Raw genomic sequence first — 16008 nt, forward strand, 5'->3', positions numbered from 1 at the left:
TTAATTAAACTTTTAATATATACCTTTGCCCTGCTTTTGGTTCACGGATAATTAACGCCCGTGATTAAAAGGGAACCCGGTGTAAATCCGGGACTGTCCCGCAGCTGTAAGCTCCATAACACCGAAGCCCATTCTTATTGTCACTGTCCCGATCAGATCGGGATGGGAAGACAGGGCCGGGGGGAGTAAGTCAGAAGACCTGCCATAGCACATATTAATTCATAGCTTTCGGGGATTGAGGCTGGAATGAGGATACCTGTCGTGTATTTCATTTTTTGTAATTCGTCATTCTGTTTGCTGTGAGGTTTTTTAACCCACAACACTCATGAAATTAACTGTGCGCCAAACGTTCGCAACACGTAATGGCTGTATTAAAGGTTTACTATGGCTTGTTTCCATCGGGATAACAACGGCCTGCAACTGCCTGCAGGTTTCAGCTCAATCCCTGGCTCATAAAAAAGACTCGATTCAAACAGATTCGGCCAGGATCAACCATCTTAAGCAGGTAGATATCCGGGCTGCCAAAACCGACATTCGTAATACATCGCCCACACCGGTACAAGTACTTAAAGGCGAACAATTACAGCGCCTTAACAGTTTTTCTGTGGCCGACGCCCTGCGCTTTTTCACCGGGGTGCAACTTAAAGATTATGGTGGGGTTGGCGGTTTAAAAACAATTAACGTACGAAGTTTAGGCACCAATCATGTGGCTGTATTTTACGATGGCGTGCAATTAGGGAATGCCCAAAACGGCCAGGTCGACCTCGGCCGGTTTTCGCTTGATAATATTGACGAGGTAGATCTGTACAATGGGCAGAAGAGTGATATCTTCCAGGCAGCCAGGTCATTTTCGGCAGCAAATAGTATATATCTGCAATCTGCAAAGCCAAAGTTTGCAGCAGGCGAGCATACGCATATACGTTTTAGCTATAAAACCGGATCCATGGGCCTGGCTAACCCTTCTCTATTGTGGCAGCAGAAACTGAGCAATAAAATTACCAGCGCCATCAGTGCCGAATGGGTGCGATCTGACGGACGCTATAAATTCAGATATACCAATAGCGTGTATGATACTACAGCCGTACGCAATAATGGTGATATAGATGCATACCGGATAGAAGCCGGGCTTAAAGGCAATACTGCCGATAGTGCCGCATGGGATATTAAGGGATACAGCTACGTGTCCGAACGCGGTTTGCCCGGCGCTATTGTATCTAACAAATTCAATTACTCACAACGGCAGTGGGACCGCGACCAATTTATTCAGGCTAATTACGAAAGTAACATACGTAACCGGTATAGTTTTAAGGCGATTGCTAAATACAGCAGCAATTACGAGCGATATCTTGACCCGGAATTTGTAACTACCACGGGGTTCCAGGATAATCGCTTTTATCAGCACGAGCTTTATACCTCCATAGCTAATCGTTATCGGATTTTGCCGGTTTGGGAAACTGCACTTTCTGCCGATTTTCAGATGAACAACCTTGATGCTAATTTATATCACTTTCCGTATCCTACCCGCTATACCAAACTGGTTTCACTGGCTTCTCAACTTAAATTAAGGCAGTTTAATATACAGGCTTCTTTACTGGCAACTTACATTGATGATAAAGTTAAAGTATTTACAGGAGCCGGGCGTAAAACGGCCTACACACCAACAGTAACAGCAGCGTGGCGGGTATTGAACAATAATGACCTGATGTTTCGGGCATTTTATAAAAACATCTTCAGGCTTCCTACCTTCAATGATCTTTATTATACCGTTATCGGTACTACATCACTCCGCCCCGAATACACCAAACAATATGATGCAGGCTTCACCTATAATCATCAATTTAAAAACCGATCTCTTGCATCTTTTTCAGTGCAGGCCGATGTGTATTACAATCAGGTAAAGGATAAAATTGTGGCAATTCCCGGTGCCAACCTTTACCGGTGGATAATGTATAATGTAGGCGATGTACACGTAAAAGGTGCGGAAATTAATATTCAATCCGGATGGAACATATCCGGCGAACTTATCCTCACTGCCGGCCTCAACTATACTTATCAGCAGGCTTTTTATAAAGATGGCGGTGTCACCTTTCATTATAACATCCCTTATATACCTTACAATAGCGGCTCTGTTACTCTTGGGGCAGACTATCGTAAGTTTCAATTCAATTACAGCTATATATATACCGGCCTCCGCTACAATGAATTAAGCAATGACCTTAATCACAGCAATAATGAAGTAGAGCCCTGGTATACGCATGATCTTTCGGCAAGCTATCTTACCAAAATATATAAGCGCAATACCAAATTTACTATCGAGGTCAATAACCTGCTGAACCAGGACAGGGAAGTTATCTCCAACTTCCCGATGCCGCGCCGCTTTTACAGGTTCAAATTAAGCTACACCATTTAGCCATGAAAATATCAAAAATAGCCCTATATCTACCCGTTGCCCTGTTTATGGTATTGCTTGCGGCATCATGCCGCAAGGCTCCGCAGGTAATACCCGAACAGGTGGAGCGTTTTGCCGACCCCGATCCTTCAAGCCAGGTAAAGGGCATATACCTCCTTAACGAGGGCAATATGAACATGAACAAGGCTTCTCTTGATTTTGTCAACTTCCGTACCGGTATTTACCAGCGCAATATCTACAATCAGGCAAACCCTTCGGTAACTAAAGGGCTTGGCGATGTTGGAAATGATATTGGCATTTACGGCTCAAAAATGTACGTAGTGGTCAATATCTCAAATAAAGTAGAGGTGCTCGATGTAAAAACAGTAAAAAAAATAGCTCAGATAGATATCACGAACTGCCGCTATGTTACCTTTCACAAAGGTAAAGCCTACGTAAGTGCTTACCTTGGCAAGGTTGGTGACCCCAAAGCGCCAAATGGTATTGTAGCCGAAATTGATACCGCGAGCTTGCAGATAAACCGAAAGGTAACCGTTGGCCGGCAACCGGAAGAAATGGCCATCGTAGGCGAAAAATTATATATTGCCAACTCCGGTGGTTACAGCCCGCCTGATTACGAACGTACAGTGTCTGTAATAGACCTGGCTTCGTTTACCGAAATCAAACGGATTGATGTAGCCATTAATCTTGACAGGTTAAAAGCCGATAAATACGGCGACCTGTATGTTACCTCCCGTGGCGATTATTATACTATCCCATCAAAGTTATTTGTAATCGATACTCAAACCGATGCAGTTAAGAAAACCTTTGATATAGCCGCCAGCAATCTTTGGATAGATGATGATACTGCTTATATCTATAGTACCGAATGGAGTTATCCGCAGCAAAAAAACGTTATCACCTATGCCATGCTAAATGTTAAGGACGAAACCGTGCTTAACAGCCGGTTTATTACCGATGGTACCGATAAAAGTATAGTAGTACCCTATGGCATAGCCGTTAACCCTTTCACCAAAGATGTTTTTGTTACCGATGCCGGCAATTACGTTGCCGCGGGCAAGATTTATTGCTTTGATAAAACCGGCAAAATGAAATGGCAGAAAGAAGGTGGAGATATCCCCGCGCATATGGCCTTTGTTTATTAATTCAATCTTTCAAATACACACAGATCTTTATGAAAATCAAACAACTTAAACCATTATTACTGTTAATTGCCCTGTGCGCTTTTACCTGGGCATCCTGTAAAAAAGATAAGGTTACAGATACCGCTCCGCAGGAAGCTCCTATTCGCCCGATAACGGCATCGAGTAATGCTTACGTTACTACACTTTTTGATTTTAACCCGGCCCCGGGGCAGTTTACCAATACCGGTCTGGGCGACACTACTGCTGCAAAAGCAACATTAAAAACAGACCAGGGGCTTGTAAGCCTCGGTGGCTGGGGCGGATACATCGTGGTTGGCTTTGATCATACTGTGCTTAATGCTGATGATAAAACCGACTTTATTGTTTATGGCAATGCTTTCGCCCAGTTTGCCGAACCCGGTGTTATTTGGGTTATGCAGGATAAGAATGGCAACGGCCAGCCGGATGATACCTGGTATGAGATAAAAGGCAGCGCTTTTTATAAAGATGGCTACACCCGCAATTATTCGGTAACCTACACCCGCCCGGCCTGCGATACCTGCAGTGTGCCCTGGAAAGATAACAAAGGCAATACCGGTGTTGTGCAAACCAACATGTTTCATTCCCAGCCATATTACCCCATCGGCCTAAAAAACAATACCTATACTTTAACAGGAAGCCTGCTGCCATCAAGCAATATCAATATGGACGATCCTACCTACATCACCAGCGCATCCTTTGATTATGGCTATGCCGACAACAGCGGCGGCGGCGATAAAATTGATATCAGCAGCGCTATTGACGACAAAGGCAATAAGGTAAACCTGAAAGGGATCGACTTTATTAAGGTTCAAACGGGAATACTGGCCAATATGGGTTGGTTGGGCGAGCAGTCTACAGAGTTTACCGGAGCTGCCGATCTGAGCCTGCTTAAATAACCTGCAACGCAAATCAAACAACTATTATAAAAAATCATCATCATGAAAAAAACAATTACAACGAAGCTTGGTGCGGTTGCATTTTCGTTACTGGTTTTAGTCGCTTCGTCATGTAAAAAAGACGCGGTAAGTTCAAGCAATAACAAAACCCTTAAAACCGAATCATTAGGTAAGTATGATAACGGCTTCTTTTTAATTAACGAAGGCTGGTACGGTCACGGAACCGGCAGTGTAAGCTTTTACAGCTTTGCTACCAATACCAAGCAGGATAGCATCTTTACTAAAGAAAACCCGGGCAAAACGCTTGACCCGGCTACTTCAACTTTAGAGTATGGAACCATATATAATAACAAACTGTTCCTGGTGTCAAAAGTTGGAGGGCCTGTTGTGGTTACGGATCCGTACTCGCTTAAAGAACTTGGACGCATTGCGGCCGTTGGTGGTAATAACTGGCAGGCTTTTGTTGGTATTGATGCTACAAAAGGTTTGTTAAGTTCGGCAAGCGGTATTTACCCTTTTGATTTAACAACCTATACAACCGGCACCAAATTAACAAGTGTTACGGGCAGCGTTGGCGACATGATAAAATCAGGTAATTATATTTTTGTACTGTCACAAAGCAAAGGCGTAATAATACTCAACGTGGCCGACTATTCGGTTGCCAAAACCATTTCGGGCATGGTTGTAGCTTTCACTAAAACGCCCGATGGCTCGGTATGGGCAGCAGGCGGCACTTCACTTATTAAGATCAGTCCGGCTACTTTGGCTGTAACAACTGTTACTTTGCCATTCACTGCAAACAGCACCTGGTTTGCATGGCATCCGGGATCAATCACAGCGTCAACCCAAAACAATACTGTTTACATAGCCAACAACGGTACATTTAGTGGTGCCACCACCATTTACAGGTATATTGATGGAAATGCTGCTTCATTGGCGAGTCCGTTCATTACTATCCCTACAGGTAAAGAATTATATGGTTCGGGCATAGGTTATGTGCCGCAAACTAACCAACTGGCAGTTACAACGGTAAAGTCTGGTTTCGGCACTAACTACGGCGTTAATGATCTGTATTTCTATGACCTGAACGGCACACAGGTAGGCGATTTAAGTTATTCAGGTTATTACTTTCCGGCAATACCGGTATTCCATTAACCAGGAAGCTATTAAACGAAAAAAGCTTAGAACTATGATCTAAGCTTTTTTCGTTTTGCAGTTTATTCAGTTGATCTTTTTTTCATGATGTGGTGTAATTCCAGTATAGTACCCGAAGAAATGGAGTTAACAAGCTCCCATCCCTGCGCCGACATGTAATTTAAAGCATCTACCACAGATGTAAATTTCTCAACCGTTTCAAATTCTTTACTGAAGTTAATTTCCATACCAAAGTCAACTGTAATATCAACCTTGCTTGAAAATGCATGTTTAATTGTTTTGATGATACAATATTTCTCTTGTAGTGACATAGGAAGCAGCTTGTTTAAATGATGGTTCAGATTTTATAAATATACAATCTTGATATTTAAATGGAGAAAATGCGTGGATTTAAAAAAGCTTATTAAAAAGTAAAGCCCCTGTTGGGCAGGGGCCTTTACTAACCAATTATAAACCTAAATTATGAGAAGACTATTTTATGTGTTGTGCTATCTTTAACACGGTGTAAAAGTAACACTAAGTTTTGATATTCGGAAAATTTATTTTGTAATTTTTTTGTAAGTTTTACCAATTACTTGTACTTCCGATATCTTATTGTCAAAAATAAGAATAAATCGTTATTAATCTAATAAATTTTTGAAAATTGTTTATCATTTTTACTTATCTCTGTTTTTCGAATAAAAAATCTGCCATTTTTAGATTAAAAGTTTACAAAAATTTAATTTTAAGTGTTTTTTAAATTAAAATTAAGATTCAAAGACGAATTAAAACCAAAAAACAAGGGAAAAATCAGATTAGATAGTATTTATAGGCCTATTTTAAATCAAAAACAAAAAAATCGACCTAATTTCATCCGCCAAACCCTTTCTTTTCAACATTTAAAGAACAACTCTTTGCTAAATCAATTTATGTCCTAAACGCTACAGGGTTATAAAAATTACTTTACAAAGGCTTTTTTTTAAATACGCTTTAACATTTTTGCAGCGAAAATACACTACTCCTTAAAATATGTCCTCAACTCATACCGCAAAACAACATCCGCACCTTACTCCTCTAACACTATGGATCATGACCATAGCTACGGGCCTGGTAGTGGCAAACATATATTACAACCAGCCATTACTGGCAGATATGGCGCACACCTTTGGCGTAAGCGATAAAATAGCGCAGCAAATATCACTTTTTACGCAAATAGGCTATGCCACCGGGTTATTATTTATAGTGCCGTTGGCTGATATGCTAAAACGTAAGCGCCTTATTTTGATTGATTTTGTACTCATTATAGCATCGTTAATAGCCAGTGCCATGGCTCCATCTGTAACTATACTTACAATAGCCGGCTTTTTGGTAGGTGTATCATCAGTAATACCACAGTTGCTGATCCCTATGGCGGCGCACCTGGCTAAACCACATGAGCGGGGCAAAAAGATTGGTTTTGTAATGAGCGGCTTATTAATAGGTATCTTGCTGTCTCGTACATTAAGTGGTTTTATAGGCGAACAATTTGGCTGGCGATGTATGTATTATATAGCAGCCGGCCTGATGCTGCTTATTTGGCTCATGATATTTTTATTTCTGCCCGAAATAGAACCTGATTATAAAGGTAATTATAGCAAACTAATGAAATCGTTAATCCATTTAGTAAAAACACAGCCACAATTAAGGCTGGCTGCCTTCAGAGGAGCTTTGTGCTTTGCCGGCTTTAGTGCTTTTTGGACAACATTAGTATTTCTGTTAAAGGAACCACAATTTAATGAAGGCAGCGCGGCTGCGGGCATGTTTGGCCTGGTTGGCGCTTTTGGCGCAGTGGCCGTGGGCTTCATGGGCCGGCTGAGCGATAAAATGGACGCGTATAAGCTATCTATTTATACACTTTCACTTATCCTGATCTCCTTTATTGTATTCTATTTCTCGAGCCATAGTATAATTGGGCTTATCATCGGGGTTATCCTACTGGACATGGGCGTTCAGGCTACGCATATCTCCAATCAGTCTATCATTTTCGCGTTGATCCCTGAAGCCCGTAACCGGATCAATACAGTATACATGGTGTCTTATTTTATAGGCGGGGCATTAGGCACTTTCTTCGCCAGCCTGGTTTGGAAAAATTACGGATGGAATGGGGTATGCGCTATCGGAGCTACCTTATCAGTAATAGTAATCATTGTGCATTTGTTAAACTACAGAAAATCGTCCGTTGCTGTATCTGATGTTCGGTAATGCATACCTGCCTTTTGGTTTCAGTAAGCGATTTAAAGCATATCAATTAAAAAAAGTTAAAATTTCGCCTCAAAAAACAACATTGAATTTCAATGATTTACATTATATTGTAAAATAAATTTGAGGTTTTTATGACTTTTTAACCCGTTTGATAAAAGTTTGGCATTGATTTGGAGAAGTACCAATCAAACGCAGCTGTTATGGAAGCAAAAGATAAAGCGGTTAAAACTGAAGAAGAAAAAGAATGGGAGAACCCGGTAGAACCGACCAAAACTTCAGACCCGCGCGACGAAGAACAAGTGTTGAGGCAATATAAGGAAGCTAAACGCCGCCACGATAACCTCAGCGAGAACGAAGACGACAAAAAGAAAGACTAAAACGAAAACATTAAAATATTAAAAACACTCAAAAGCCTACAACATGAAAACGCAAAAACAAACATCAACCACTAAACTAATAGCAAGTTTTGATAATGCGCTTAAAAACATCATTATGAGCGATTTGAAAGCTATCAAAGCTAAAACACCATATTTAACACCGGCAGCTTAATTTGACCATATAATACAACCTACACTACCTACAAAACATCTACCTATGAAAGCATATAAACCAACACCAGCAATAACTAAATTACTTGCACGATTTGACGCCGAATTATTGGAGCTGTTAAGTGAAGATCTGAAAAACTACCGGGCTAAAACCCAGTTCATGAGCAACAACAAGCAGGTAGCAGCACAGCAAACGCTGTCTGCCGCTTGATCAACATATATATACATCTACCTATCAAGTACTAACATCACCTATGAAAAAATAGAGCCCTGCCAAAAACAGGGCTCTATTTTTTTGGCAACCCGGTCAAATTTAATTGCACGTTAAATTTGCATAATATTAAATAACAATATGTTAACACCTTGGTCACTTAAAGGAAATGCCTGAAACGGTTATTTGAAGTAAAAGCAACAGACGAAACATATTCGCCTGTCATTAAAAAAGTTTTATGCATTTTTCAATCCCCGCGGTTATTCTCCCCTTCCTTGGCCAGGTGGATCTGAGCGGCTCGCTGCTTACTGTTTTTCTCCTTTGTATACTGGCAGTTATTGGTTTTGAGTTTGTAAACGGCTTTCATGATACAGCCAATGCAGTAGCTACAGTTATTTATACTAAAGCCCTGCGGCCGGTTTATGCTATTCCGTGGTCGGGGTTCTTTAATTTTTTAGGTGTTTGCCTGGGCGGTGTTACCGTGGCTATGGGCATTTTAAAACTTGTGCCATTAGATACCCTGATGACCCTCCCGGTTAGTGTTGGGGCCTGCCTTGTACTTGCCGTACTGTTAGCGTCTATCGTATGGAACCTGGGCACCTGGTACCTGGGTATTCCCTGCTCAAGTTCACACACTATGATAGGTGCCATGATAGGTGGCGGCCTTGCATTTACCTTTTACTATAACGGCCCCGGTGTAAACTGGGGTAAAGCAGGCGAAATAGGTTCGTCACTTATATTATCGCCAATAATTGGTTTCGGAGCCGCAGCGTTACTCATGCTGTTCCTGAAACATGTAACCAAATCACACGCCTTGTTTCATATCCCAAGCGGCGAAAACGACCGGCCGCCAATACATATCCGTCTTTTATTAGTTACTACATGTACGCTGGTGAGCTTTTTTCATGGCAGCAATGACGGGCAAAAAGGTGTGGGTTTATTTATGCTGATATTGATAGCATTTTTGCCGGCCCGTTTCGCGGTTAACCATGCTGTTCCTAATGGCAAAGTTTTATCAGCATTAAACCAAACGGAGCAGGTTATTAATCACGAACTTGCAAACAACACCGAAAAGAAACCTGTTTTAACTGAACTGACTGTAGCTATTAATCAAACCAAAGCTTCGCTGGCCGAAAAAAATGAAAAAGAAGTAGCAAAAACTTACCGTTACCGTAAACAGGTTGAAGGGATTATTAAAGATATAAGGGCGGTAATTAAAGATCCCCTGGTAAATCTTGAGACCAAAGATAAGGAAGTGCTTAGTACTGCAGCCAATGAGCTTGAGCATGTGACGGATTTTGCGCCGGTGTGGGTTATTGCTATTATATCACTTTCGCTTGGTGTGGGCACCATGGTTGGCTGGAAAAGAATTGTAGTTACTATTGGCGAAAAAATAGGCAATGAGCACTTGAACTATGCACAGGGTGCTACGTCGGAAATAGTGGCGGCGTCAACCATTGGTTTGAGTACCGGCTTCGGCCTTCCGGTTAGTACTACACACGTGTTATCAAGCGGGATAGCCGGGGCAATGGTTGCATCCGGAGGGAAAGGAAATTTAAATAACGGCACGCTTAAAAATATCGCTTTAGCCTGGATACTTACCTTACCGGTTGCGATAATTTTAGCTTTTTTATTATTCATGCTTTTTCATTTGTTTATATAATAGGGTAAAATGAAACAAATACTGGTAGCCACCGACTTTTCAAAATGCGCCGCAAACGCTATGGCTTATGCCATGGAACTGGCAACTATATTAGGCCGCGAAGTTTGTGCCATACACGCTATACACCCAACCGAAGGGATCAATAATAGTACTTACAACGCCATTTTCATTGAAGATTATTACAATAACAAGCGCGAGGCGTTAAAAGAATGGGTAAGCACTTATACTAACGATGACAAGTATAAAAATGTTAAGGTTACCACGCTTTGCGATGTAGGCTTTTTAAAAGCAGTAATAACCCGCTATGTTGATAAGCACGAAGTTGAGTTACTGGTGATGGGTATTATGGGTGCTACCGGCATTAGTGGTATTGTTGGTAGCAATGCCAGCATGGTGGTAACCAAAATAAAGATCCCTACACTGATCATACCATTGGAAAGCAAGTTCGAAAACGTACCGATGATCACCCTTGCCACCGATTTTGAAACCCGGCTTTCGGCTGTTGATGTGAATGCGCTTAACGAAATGATCAAGGCGTTTGGTTCGGCCAAAATGCAGGTGCTTTATGTGGCCGAAAAAACCGATGCAGAGCAGGTACAGATTTGGGAAGCCCGCTTACGCGACCTGATTAAACATACCGATCTGGAATTTAATTATATTCAGGGCAGCAGCGCATTAAACGGCATCATGAACTTTATCCAATCGCACGAAACAGATATGCTTTGCCTTGTGAAACATCATCACAATATCGTGTACCGTTTGTTTACCCGTAGTACAGTGAACCAGGTGATGAACAAATCGGTAAAGGCAATATTGATCTTACATGAGTAACCACTAAATACAAGCATTATGAACCAGGTAAATTATCCTATAGTAATCATCGTAGTTATTGCGGTTATTATACTATTGATATGGATCATCAGGCGTAACCGGAAAGATGAAAAACAATTGGAAAAAGATATCATCCAATCCGAACTAAAACCGGAACATAACGACGACAAAGAAATAAAGTCCTGAATTTACTTAACGCGCAAGAAGCGTTTTCACCTTGCCGAAATATTGCGGGTATTGCAGCAATCACAATTTAGTTTGTATAGGGGCCGCATTTATCTTAACTGAATACCGCCAGCACCCCAAAATAAATCAGCATACAACCCGAGCTTATAAAATTCATGCGCATGGCATTTTTAAAGTTGGCATTGGCTGTTGATTGGCCCACTTTATAAAACCAATAATTGAAAAAGAAAAATATCGGTGCTGCACATACCAAAAAGAAATAAAAGTTTAGCATCATGCCCGCCAGGTGCCAGTACCAGTAGGAGAGTGCTATTCCCGAAGCAAACAATACGCTTGAAAATATAAAAGAGCCTTTGTAGCCTAAAACGATACTGAGCGTTTTATCGCCACGTTTGCTGTCTTCCTCATGTTGATAAACCTGGGTTAATGGGTATGATGCTCCAATGAGGCATGAGCTGATAGCCCCCGGAATAATAAACCCTAAATCCCAATGACCAAACAAACTTGTACCGGTGAGGGCCGTATAGGTAGTATAATAGATGAAACATCCCTGAAAAATAAACACCGTTAAAAAGCTGATGACAGGATATTTTTTTAAACGGGTAGCAGGATGGCTATACAGCTTTGACATAATGCCATAAATGAGCACCGCAAAAGCAAATTCCCAGCTTATAATAAAGCCAAGTAAAAACGCAACTGCCTCCAACAAAATAGAAAAATAGTACAGGCTGATATCTACTTCGGGCGGTTTGGCTAACAGGGCAATGCTATCCTCATCCTTATCAAAATAACTATTGTAGCCGTTACTGGCCGGAAAGGCAAGAAAGTGCCAGATAAAAAACACAAGCACAGCAGTGGAAGCCTTAACAGTATTGGCCTGGCTAAAGGCAAACAGGTATACCGGCAGCAAAAAAACAGAAAACACAAACCTCAAATGCGCCAAGGCCGACCGGGTAGGAATAAATTGTTTCAGTTTCATTATTGCTGTTTGCTGGTAAATACTCTAAAAAGCAACTTAAAGTTGCCCAGGTAACGTTATAAACTTACAACCTTTTATATAAAAAATTGTACCGCATAAATTATTATGTTTGGGAACAGCGTTAATGTAACATGAATAAGAAAATTTATATAGCTGCACTTTTAATATTAGCAGCAACAGCAGGCTTTGCACAAACGGTAACTAAATCAGATGTCAGCTTTAAGATCAAAAATCTGGGCTTTAATGTAGGCGGCACCTTTAGCGGTTTGCAGGCCGATATTAAGTTTAAGCCTAATGATCTGGCAGGCAGCTCTATTGAAGCATCGGTTGCTTCAAATACTGTGAACAGCGATAATGAGAGCCGCGATAACCACCTTAAAAGTGAAGATTATTTTGATGTAGCCAAATATCCGAAGATCACCATAAAGTCGGTTTCATTTAAACGTAAAAGCGGGAGCAACTATACCGGCAATTTCAACGTAACTATTAGAGATAAAACAAAGTTGATCGAAATACCTTTTACCTACGTAGAAACAGGTAACACGGCACAGTTGAAAGGCAGCTTCATGATATTACGGACAGATTTTGGCATAGGCGGCAAAAACCTGATCCTTTCAAATGAGGCCAACGTTTCGGTTGAGGCAGAGATCAGCAAATAAAACGGCTTAACTATTTTTAATGGAGAGTTGCATCAGTGCTATCGGGATAGCAAATCCCGCCAATCGTATTGCCCAGCAGGATATTTACCATTTCATGGCTAACGCCTTTGGATTGGATGCAACCAACGCCGCGAGGTTAAAAGGGATCTATGACCATTCCGGAATTGACTACCGATATTCGGTGATCCCTGATTTTGGCTACCGCGATCCTGCCGATTTTACTTTTTTTGAGCAATCAGCCGGGCTCGAACCATTTCCTGATACTCAAAAACGATTAAAACTTTACGAAAAAGAAGCCATCGCCATAGCGGTAGATGCCGCTAAAAATTGTCTTGAAAATTTTGACGGAGACATTACCCGCAATATAACTCACCTTGTAACTATCAGCTGTACAGGCATGCATGCACCGGGTATTGATATTGAACTGGTGGACAGGCTCCAATTAAACCGCGACACCGAACGTACCTGCATTAATTTCATGGGTTGTTACGGTGCCATAAACGGCCTCAAAGCTGCCGACTATATTTGCCGTGCCGATGCCGGCGCTAAAGTGCTTGTAGTAAGCGTGGAGCTTTGCACTTTGCATTTCCAAAAAGTAAATACGCTGGATAACTGGGTTGCCAATTCGCTGTTTTCGGATGGCGCGGCAGCTGTACTGGTCGAAAACACAGCAAATCGTTTAGGCAGCGGCAATTACCTTTCACTCAAAAATTTCTATTCGGAATTTGTTGCCGAAGCCCGCAATGAAATGGGCTGGTATGTGGGCAATACCGGCTTTGAAATGAAGCTTACTTCCAAAGTATCCAAACAAATCAAAAAACATATCAAGGCTCTTACCGAGCGCTTTTTACAAAAGGCAAAAACCTCAATGGAAGATATCACGGCTTATGCTGTCCATCCCGGCGGCCGCACTATTTTAGAGGCAGTTGAAGATGCCTTGGAACTTCCCGAAGAAAGCAACGCCTTCGCTTACCAGGTGCTGCAGGAATACGGTAATATGTCGTCGGCCACTATTTTGTTTGTACTGGATAAAATGCTTAAGGCAGGAAATCTTGTTGATCAAAAGATATTGAGTTTTGCCTTCGGTCCGGGATTAACGGTTGAGGGAATGATACTTGAAATGCATTAATCCTATATGAGCGATGTAATTGTAGTTGGCGGAGGCCTGGCCGGATTGTTTAACGCTATATTGCTGAACCGCGCCGGGCTTAAGGTTACAGTCATCGAAAAAAAGACCTATCCCATGCACCGCGTTTGCGGCGAATACATCTCTAACGAAGTGATCCCTTTTTTGTCTTCGCTGGATATCAATCTTGATGAACTTAATGTTGCCCGCATTAACCGGCTCGAGGTAACAGCAGCATCCGGAACCAAACTTTCGCAGAAGCTCGATTTGGGAGGTTTTGGCCTGAGCAGGTTTACTTTCGACAATTTCCTATATCAAAAAGCCCTTGCCGAAGGGGTAAATGTTTTAGTCGGCAGCCGGGTAGAGGACATCCGTTTTGCTGATGAACAGTTTGAAGTACTAACTCCCGGCGAAACACTGACCGCTCCGTTGGCTATCGGCTCGTTCGGCAAACGATCCAATCTCGATCAAAAGCTTAAACGGCCGTTCTTTTATAAACGAAGCCCTTACCTGGCGGTAAAATTTCATTTGCAGATGGATTTCCCACAGGATTTGATCCAGCTTAATAACTATAAAGATGGCTATTGCGGTGTAAGTAAAACCGATGGCGACAGGTATTGCATGTGCTATATGGCGCATCGGGATGATCTGCGCAAATATGGTTCACTGCAAGCTTTAGAAGAGAACGTGATCCGCAGAAACCCATACCTGGATGAGATTTTTCGTAACGCCAAATTTCTCCTGGATAAGCCGGAAGTGATCAATGAAATCTCCTTTGAGAAAAAAGCACCGGTTGATAACCACATCCTCATGAGCGGCGACACTGCCGGGATGATAGCTCCTCTTTGTGGCAACGGAATGACTATGGCTATCCATTCGGCCAAAATTCTTTCAGAAAAAATTATCGCCCATTACAACCCTGGCAGCTTTAATCCTGATAAGCGTGCCAACCTCGAGCAAGACTATACCCAAAGCTGGAATAAACAGTTTGCCCAACGGCTTTGGATTGGCCGGCAATTACAGCGTTTATTTGGCAACGATAATATGACGGCCTTTACTTTAAATACGCTAAGTCATCTGCCTTCAGTAGCGCAATACCTGATAAGTAAAACTCACGGCCAACCATTTGCGTAGCTCAAGCGTATCCTATTATAGTGTCTGTTAATAAATTTCACCCAAGGTTGGTAAATGGCTTTAATAATCAAATCACCAGCTTTCGGCTTTATGCATTCTGCTTTTAGCTTCATAACATATGCCCGATTTAAGTTACCGTACCGATACCCTGGAAATCATGGATGATTTTAATCTTCCATCTGCCGATATAAACCCGGTGCTTGAAGGGCTTGGGAAGATGAACGCGCTGTTTGGTGGCCATAAAAGCATCATCAAACTATTAAATAAACTTCCGGTAAGTAACGGCTATACTGTAAGCGATTGGGGCTGCGGCGGCGGGGATACTTTGATTGCCATTGCCAAATGGGCTAACAGTAAGCAAATAGATCTTAACTTAAATGGAGTGGATGCCGCTCCGGCAGCAGTTAAGTACGCGCAGCAACAAACTTCCGGATATAAAAATATCAGCATTACACGAGCCGATGTTATTGATGAAGTATGCCTCATTAAACCGGCCAATATCATCATCTGCAGCTTGTTCACCCATCACTTTGATGATGAACGCTGGATAACGCTTATTCAAAATATGCATGCATCGGCACAAAAAGGAATTATCATCACCGACCTGCACCGGCACTGGCTTTTATATCATGCCATAGTGTTAATAACCCATGTTTTTACCCGCAATGATATGGCCCGTAACGATGGCCCCCTTTCGGTTAAGCGGGGCTTTAAAAGGCACGAATTGTTAGCTTTATTAAAAAAAGCACAAATTGATAACTTTAAATTAACATGGCGCTGGCCATTCAGATGGGAGTTAATCATCTATAAATCGTAGCTTTACG

At 41.8% G+C, this 16008-nt stretch carries 17 protein-coding genes and 1 riboswitch; of the genes, 15 read left to right on the plus strand and 2 right to left on the minus strand.

Annotated features, from left to right (window positions below; all coding sequences use genetic code 11):
• Positions 1 to 20 precede the first annotated feature (20 nt).
• Positions 21 to 221: riboswitch (cobalamin riboswitch) on the plus strand.
• 104 nt (positions 222 to 325) lie between these two features.
• Genes BMX50_RS07240 through BMX50_RS07255 form a run of 4 tightly spaced genes read left to right on the plus strand, consistent with a single transcriptional unit; the run spans position 326 to position 5627 of the window.
• A complete protein-coding gene (locus BMX50_RS07240) occupies positions 326 to 2410 on the plus strand; it encodes a TonB-dependent receptor (RefSeq protein WP_091209642.1) in 2085 nt (694 codons plus the stop codon).
• A gap of 2 nt (positions 2411 to 2412) precedes the next feature.
• Positions 2413 to 3555: a YncE family protein gene (locus BMX50_RS07245; RefSeq protein WP_091209644.1), complete on the plus strand. Its 1143-nt coding sequence runs from the start codon at positions 2413 to 2415 to the stop codon at positions 3553 to 3555.
• A 29-nt stretch (positions 3556 to 3584) separates the two neighbouring features.
• On the plus strand, positions 3585 to 4472 hold the full coding sequence (locus BMX50_RS07250) for a cell surface protein (protein WP_091209646.1): 888 nt from the start codon (positions 3585 to 3587) through the stop codon (positions 4470 to 4472).
• 42 nt (positions 4473 to 4514) lie between these two features.
• Positions 4515 to 5627, plus strand: a complete 1113-nt coding sequence (locus tag BMX50_RS07255) for a DUF5074 domain-containing protein (RefSeq protein ID WP_091209649.1) — start codon at positions 4515 to 4517, stop codon at positions 5625 to 5627.
• A gap of 62 nt (positions 5628 to 5689) precedes the next feature.
• Here BMX50_RS07255 and BMX50_RS07260 read toward each other — a convergent pair whose 3' ends face one another.
• Positions 5690 to 5938: a hypothetical protein gene (locus tag BMX50_RS07260; protein ID WP_091209651.1), complete on the minus strand. Its 249-nt coding sequence runs from the start codon at positions 5936 to 5938 to the stop codon at positions 5690 to 5692.
• A gap of 697 nt (positions 5939 to 6635) precedes the next feature.
• Between BMX50_RS07260 and BMX50_RS07265 the strand changes: the two genes are divergently transcribed.
• From BMX50_RS07265 to BMX50_RS34485, 7 genes are all read left to right on the plus strand, one after another.
• Positions 6636 to 7847: an MFS transporter gene (locus BMX50_RS07265; RefSeq protein ID WP_208864660.1), complete on the plus strand. Its 1212-nt coding sequence runs from the start codon at positions 6636 to 6638 to the stop codon at positions 7845 to 7847.
• A 170-nt stretch (positions 7848 to 8017) separates the two neighbouring features.
• Entirely contained in the window at positions 8018 to 8224 is a 207-nt protein-coding gene (locus tag BMX50_RS34235) for a hypothetical protein (RefSeq protein ID WP_143065118.1), read from the plus strand.
• A gap of 43 nt (positions 8225 to 8267) precedes the next feature.
• The gene (locus tag BMX50_RS35045) at positions 8268 to 8396 is read left to right on the plus strand and encodes a hypothetical protein (protein ID WP_256464355.1); all 129 of its coding nucleotides are present in this window, start codon (positions 8268 to 8270) and stop codon (positions 8394 to 8396) included.
• Between the two features lie 45 nt (positions 8397 to 8441).
• Positions 8442 to 8606, plus strand: coding sequence for a hypothetical protein (locus tag BMX50_RS34480; RefSeq protein ID WP_167667838.1), 165 nt, complete (start codon positions 8442 to 8444; stop codon positions 8604 to 8606).
• 238 nt (positions 8607 to 8844) lie between these two features.
• The gene (locus BMX50_RS07270) at positions 8845 to 10269 is read left to right on the plus strand and encodes an inorganic phosphate transporter (protein WP_091209653.1); all 1425 of its coding nucleotides are present in this window, start codon (positions 8845 to 8847) and stop codon (positions 10267 to 10269) included.
• Positions 10270 to 10278: 9 nt separating this feature from the next.
• Complete coding sequence (locus BMX50_RS07275; protein WP_091209655.1) at positions 10279 to 11100, plus strand: universal stress protein; 822 nt, start codon at positions 10279 to 10281, stop codon at positions 11098 to 11100.
• Positions 11101 to 11118: 18 nt separating this feature from the next.
• The gene (locus BMX50_RS34485; RefSeq protein ID WP_167667839.1) at positions 11119 to 11286 is read left to right on the plus strand and encodes a hypothetical protein; all 168 of its coding nucleotides are present in this window, start codon (positions 11119 to 11121) and stop codon (positions 11284 to 11286) included.
• A 94-nt stretch (positions 11287 to 11380) separates the two neighbouring features.
• Here BMX50_RS34485 and BMX50_RS07280 read toward each other — a convergent pair whose 3' ends face one another.
• Positions 11381 to 12265, minus strand: coding sequence for a UbiA family prenyltransferase (locus BMX50_RS07280; RefSeq protein WP_091209657.1), 885 nt, complete (start codon positions 12263 to 12265; stop codon positions 11381 to 11383).
• Between the two features lie 131 nt (positions 12266 to 12396).
• Between BMX50_RS07280 and BMX50_RS07285 the strand changes: the two genes are divergently transcribed.
• From BMX50_RS07285 to BMX50_RS07300, 4 genes are all read left to right on the plus strand, one after another.
• The gene (locus tag BMX50_RS07285) at positions 12397 to 12924 is read left to right on the plus strand and encodes a YceI family protein (protein WP_091209659.1); all 528 of its coding nucleotides are present in this window, start codon (positions 12397 to 12399) and stop codon (positions 12922 to 12924) included.
• A 19-nt stretch (positions 12925 to 12943) separates the two neighbouring features.
• The gene (locus BMX50_RS07290; protein ID WP_091209662.1) at positions 12944 to 14053 is read left to right on the plus strand and encodes a type III polyketide synthase; all 1110 of its coding nucleotides are present in this window, start codon (positions 12944 to 12946) and stop codon (positions 14051 to 14053) included.
• A 6-nt stretch (positions 14054 to 14059) separates the two neighbouring features.
• A complete protein-coding gene (locus tag BMX50_RS07295; protein WP_091209664.1) occupies positions 14060 to 15184 on the plus strand; it encodes an NAD(P)/FAD-dependent oxidoreductase in 1125 nt (374 codons plus the stop codon).
• 118 nt (positions 15185 to 15302) lie between these two features.
• The gene (locus BMX50_RS07300) at positions 15303 to 16001 is read left to right on the plus strand and encodes a methyltransferase domain-containing protein (RefSeq protein ID WP_091209666.1); all 699 of its coding nucleotides are present in this window, start codon (positions 15303 to 15305) and stop codon (positions 15999 to 16001) included.
• Positions 16002 to 16008: the final 7 nt, after the last annotated feature.

It is taken from the genome of Mucilaginibacter gossypiicola (assembly GCF_900110105.1).
Taxonomy (GTDB): domain Bacteria; phylum Bacteroidota; class Bacteroidia; order Sphingobacteriales; family Sphingobacteriaceae; genus Mucilaginibacter; species Mucilaginibacter gossypiicola.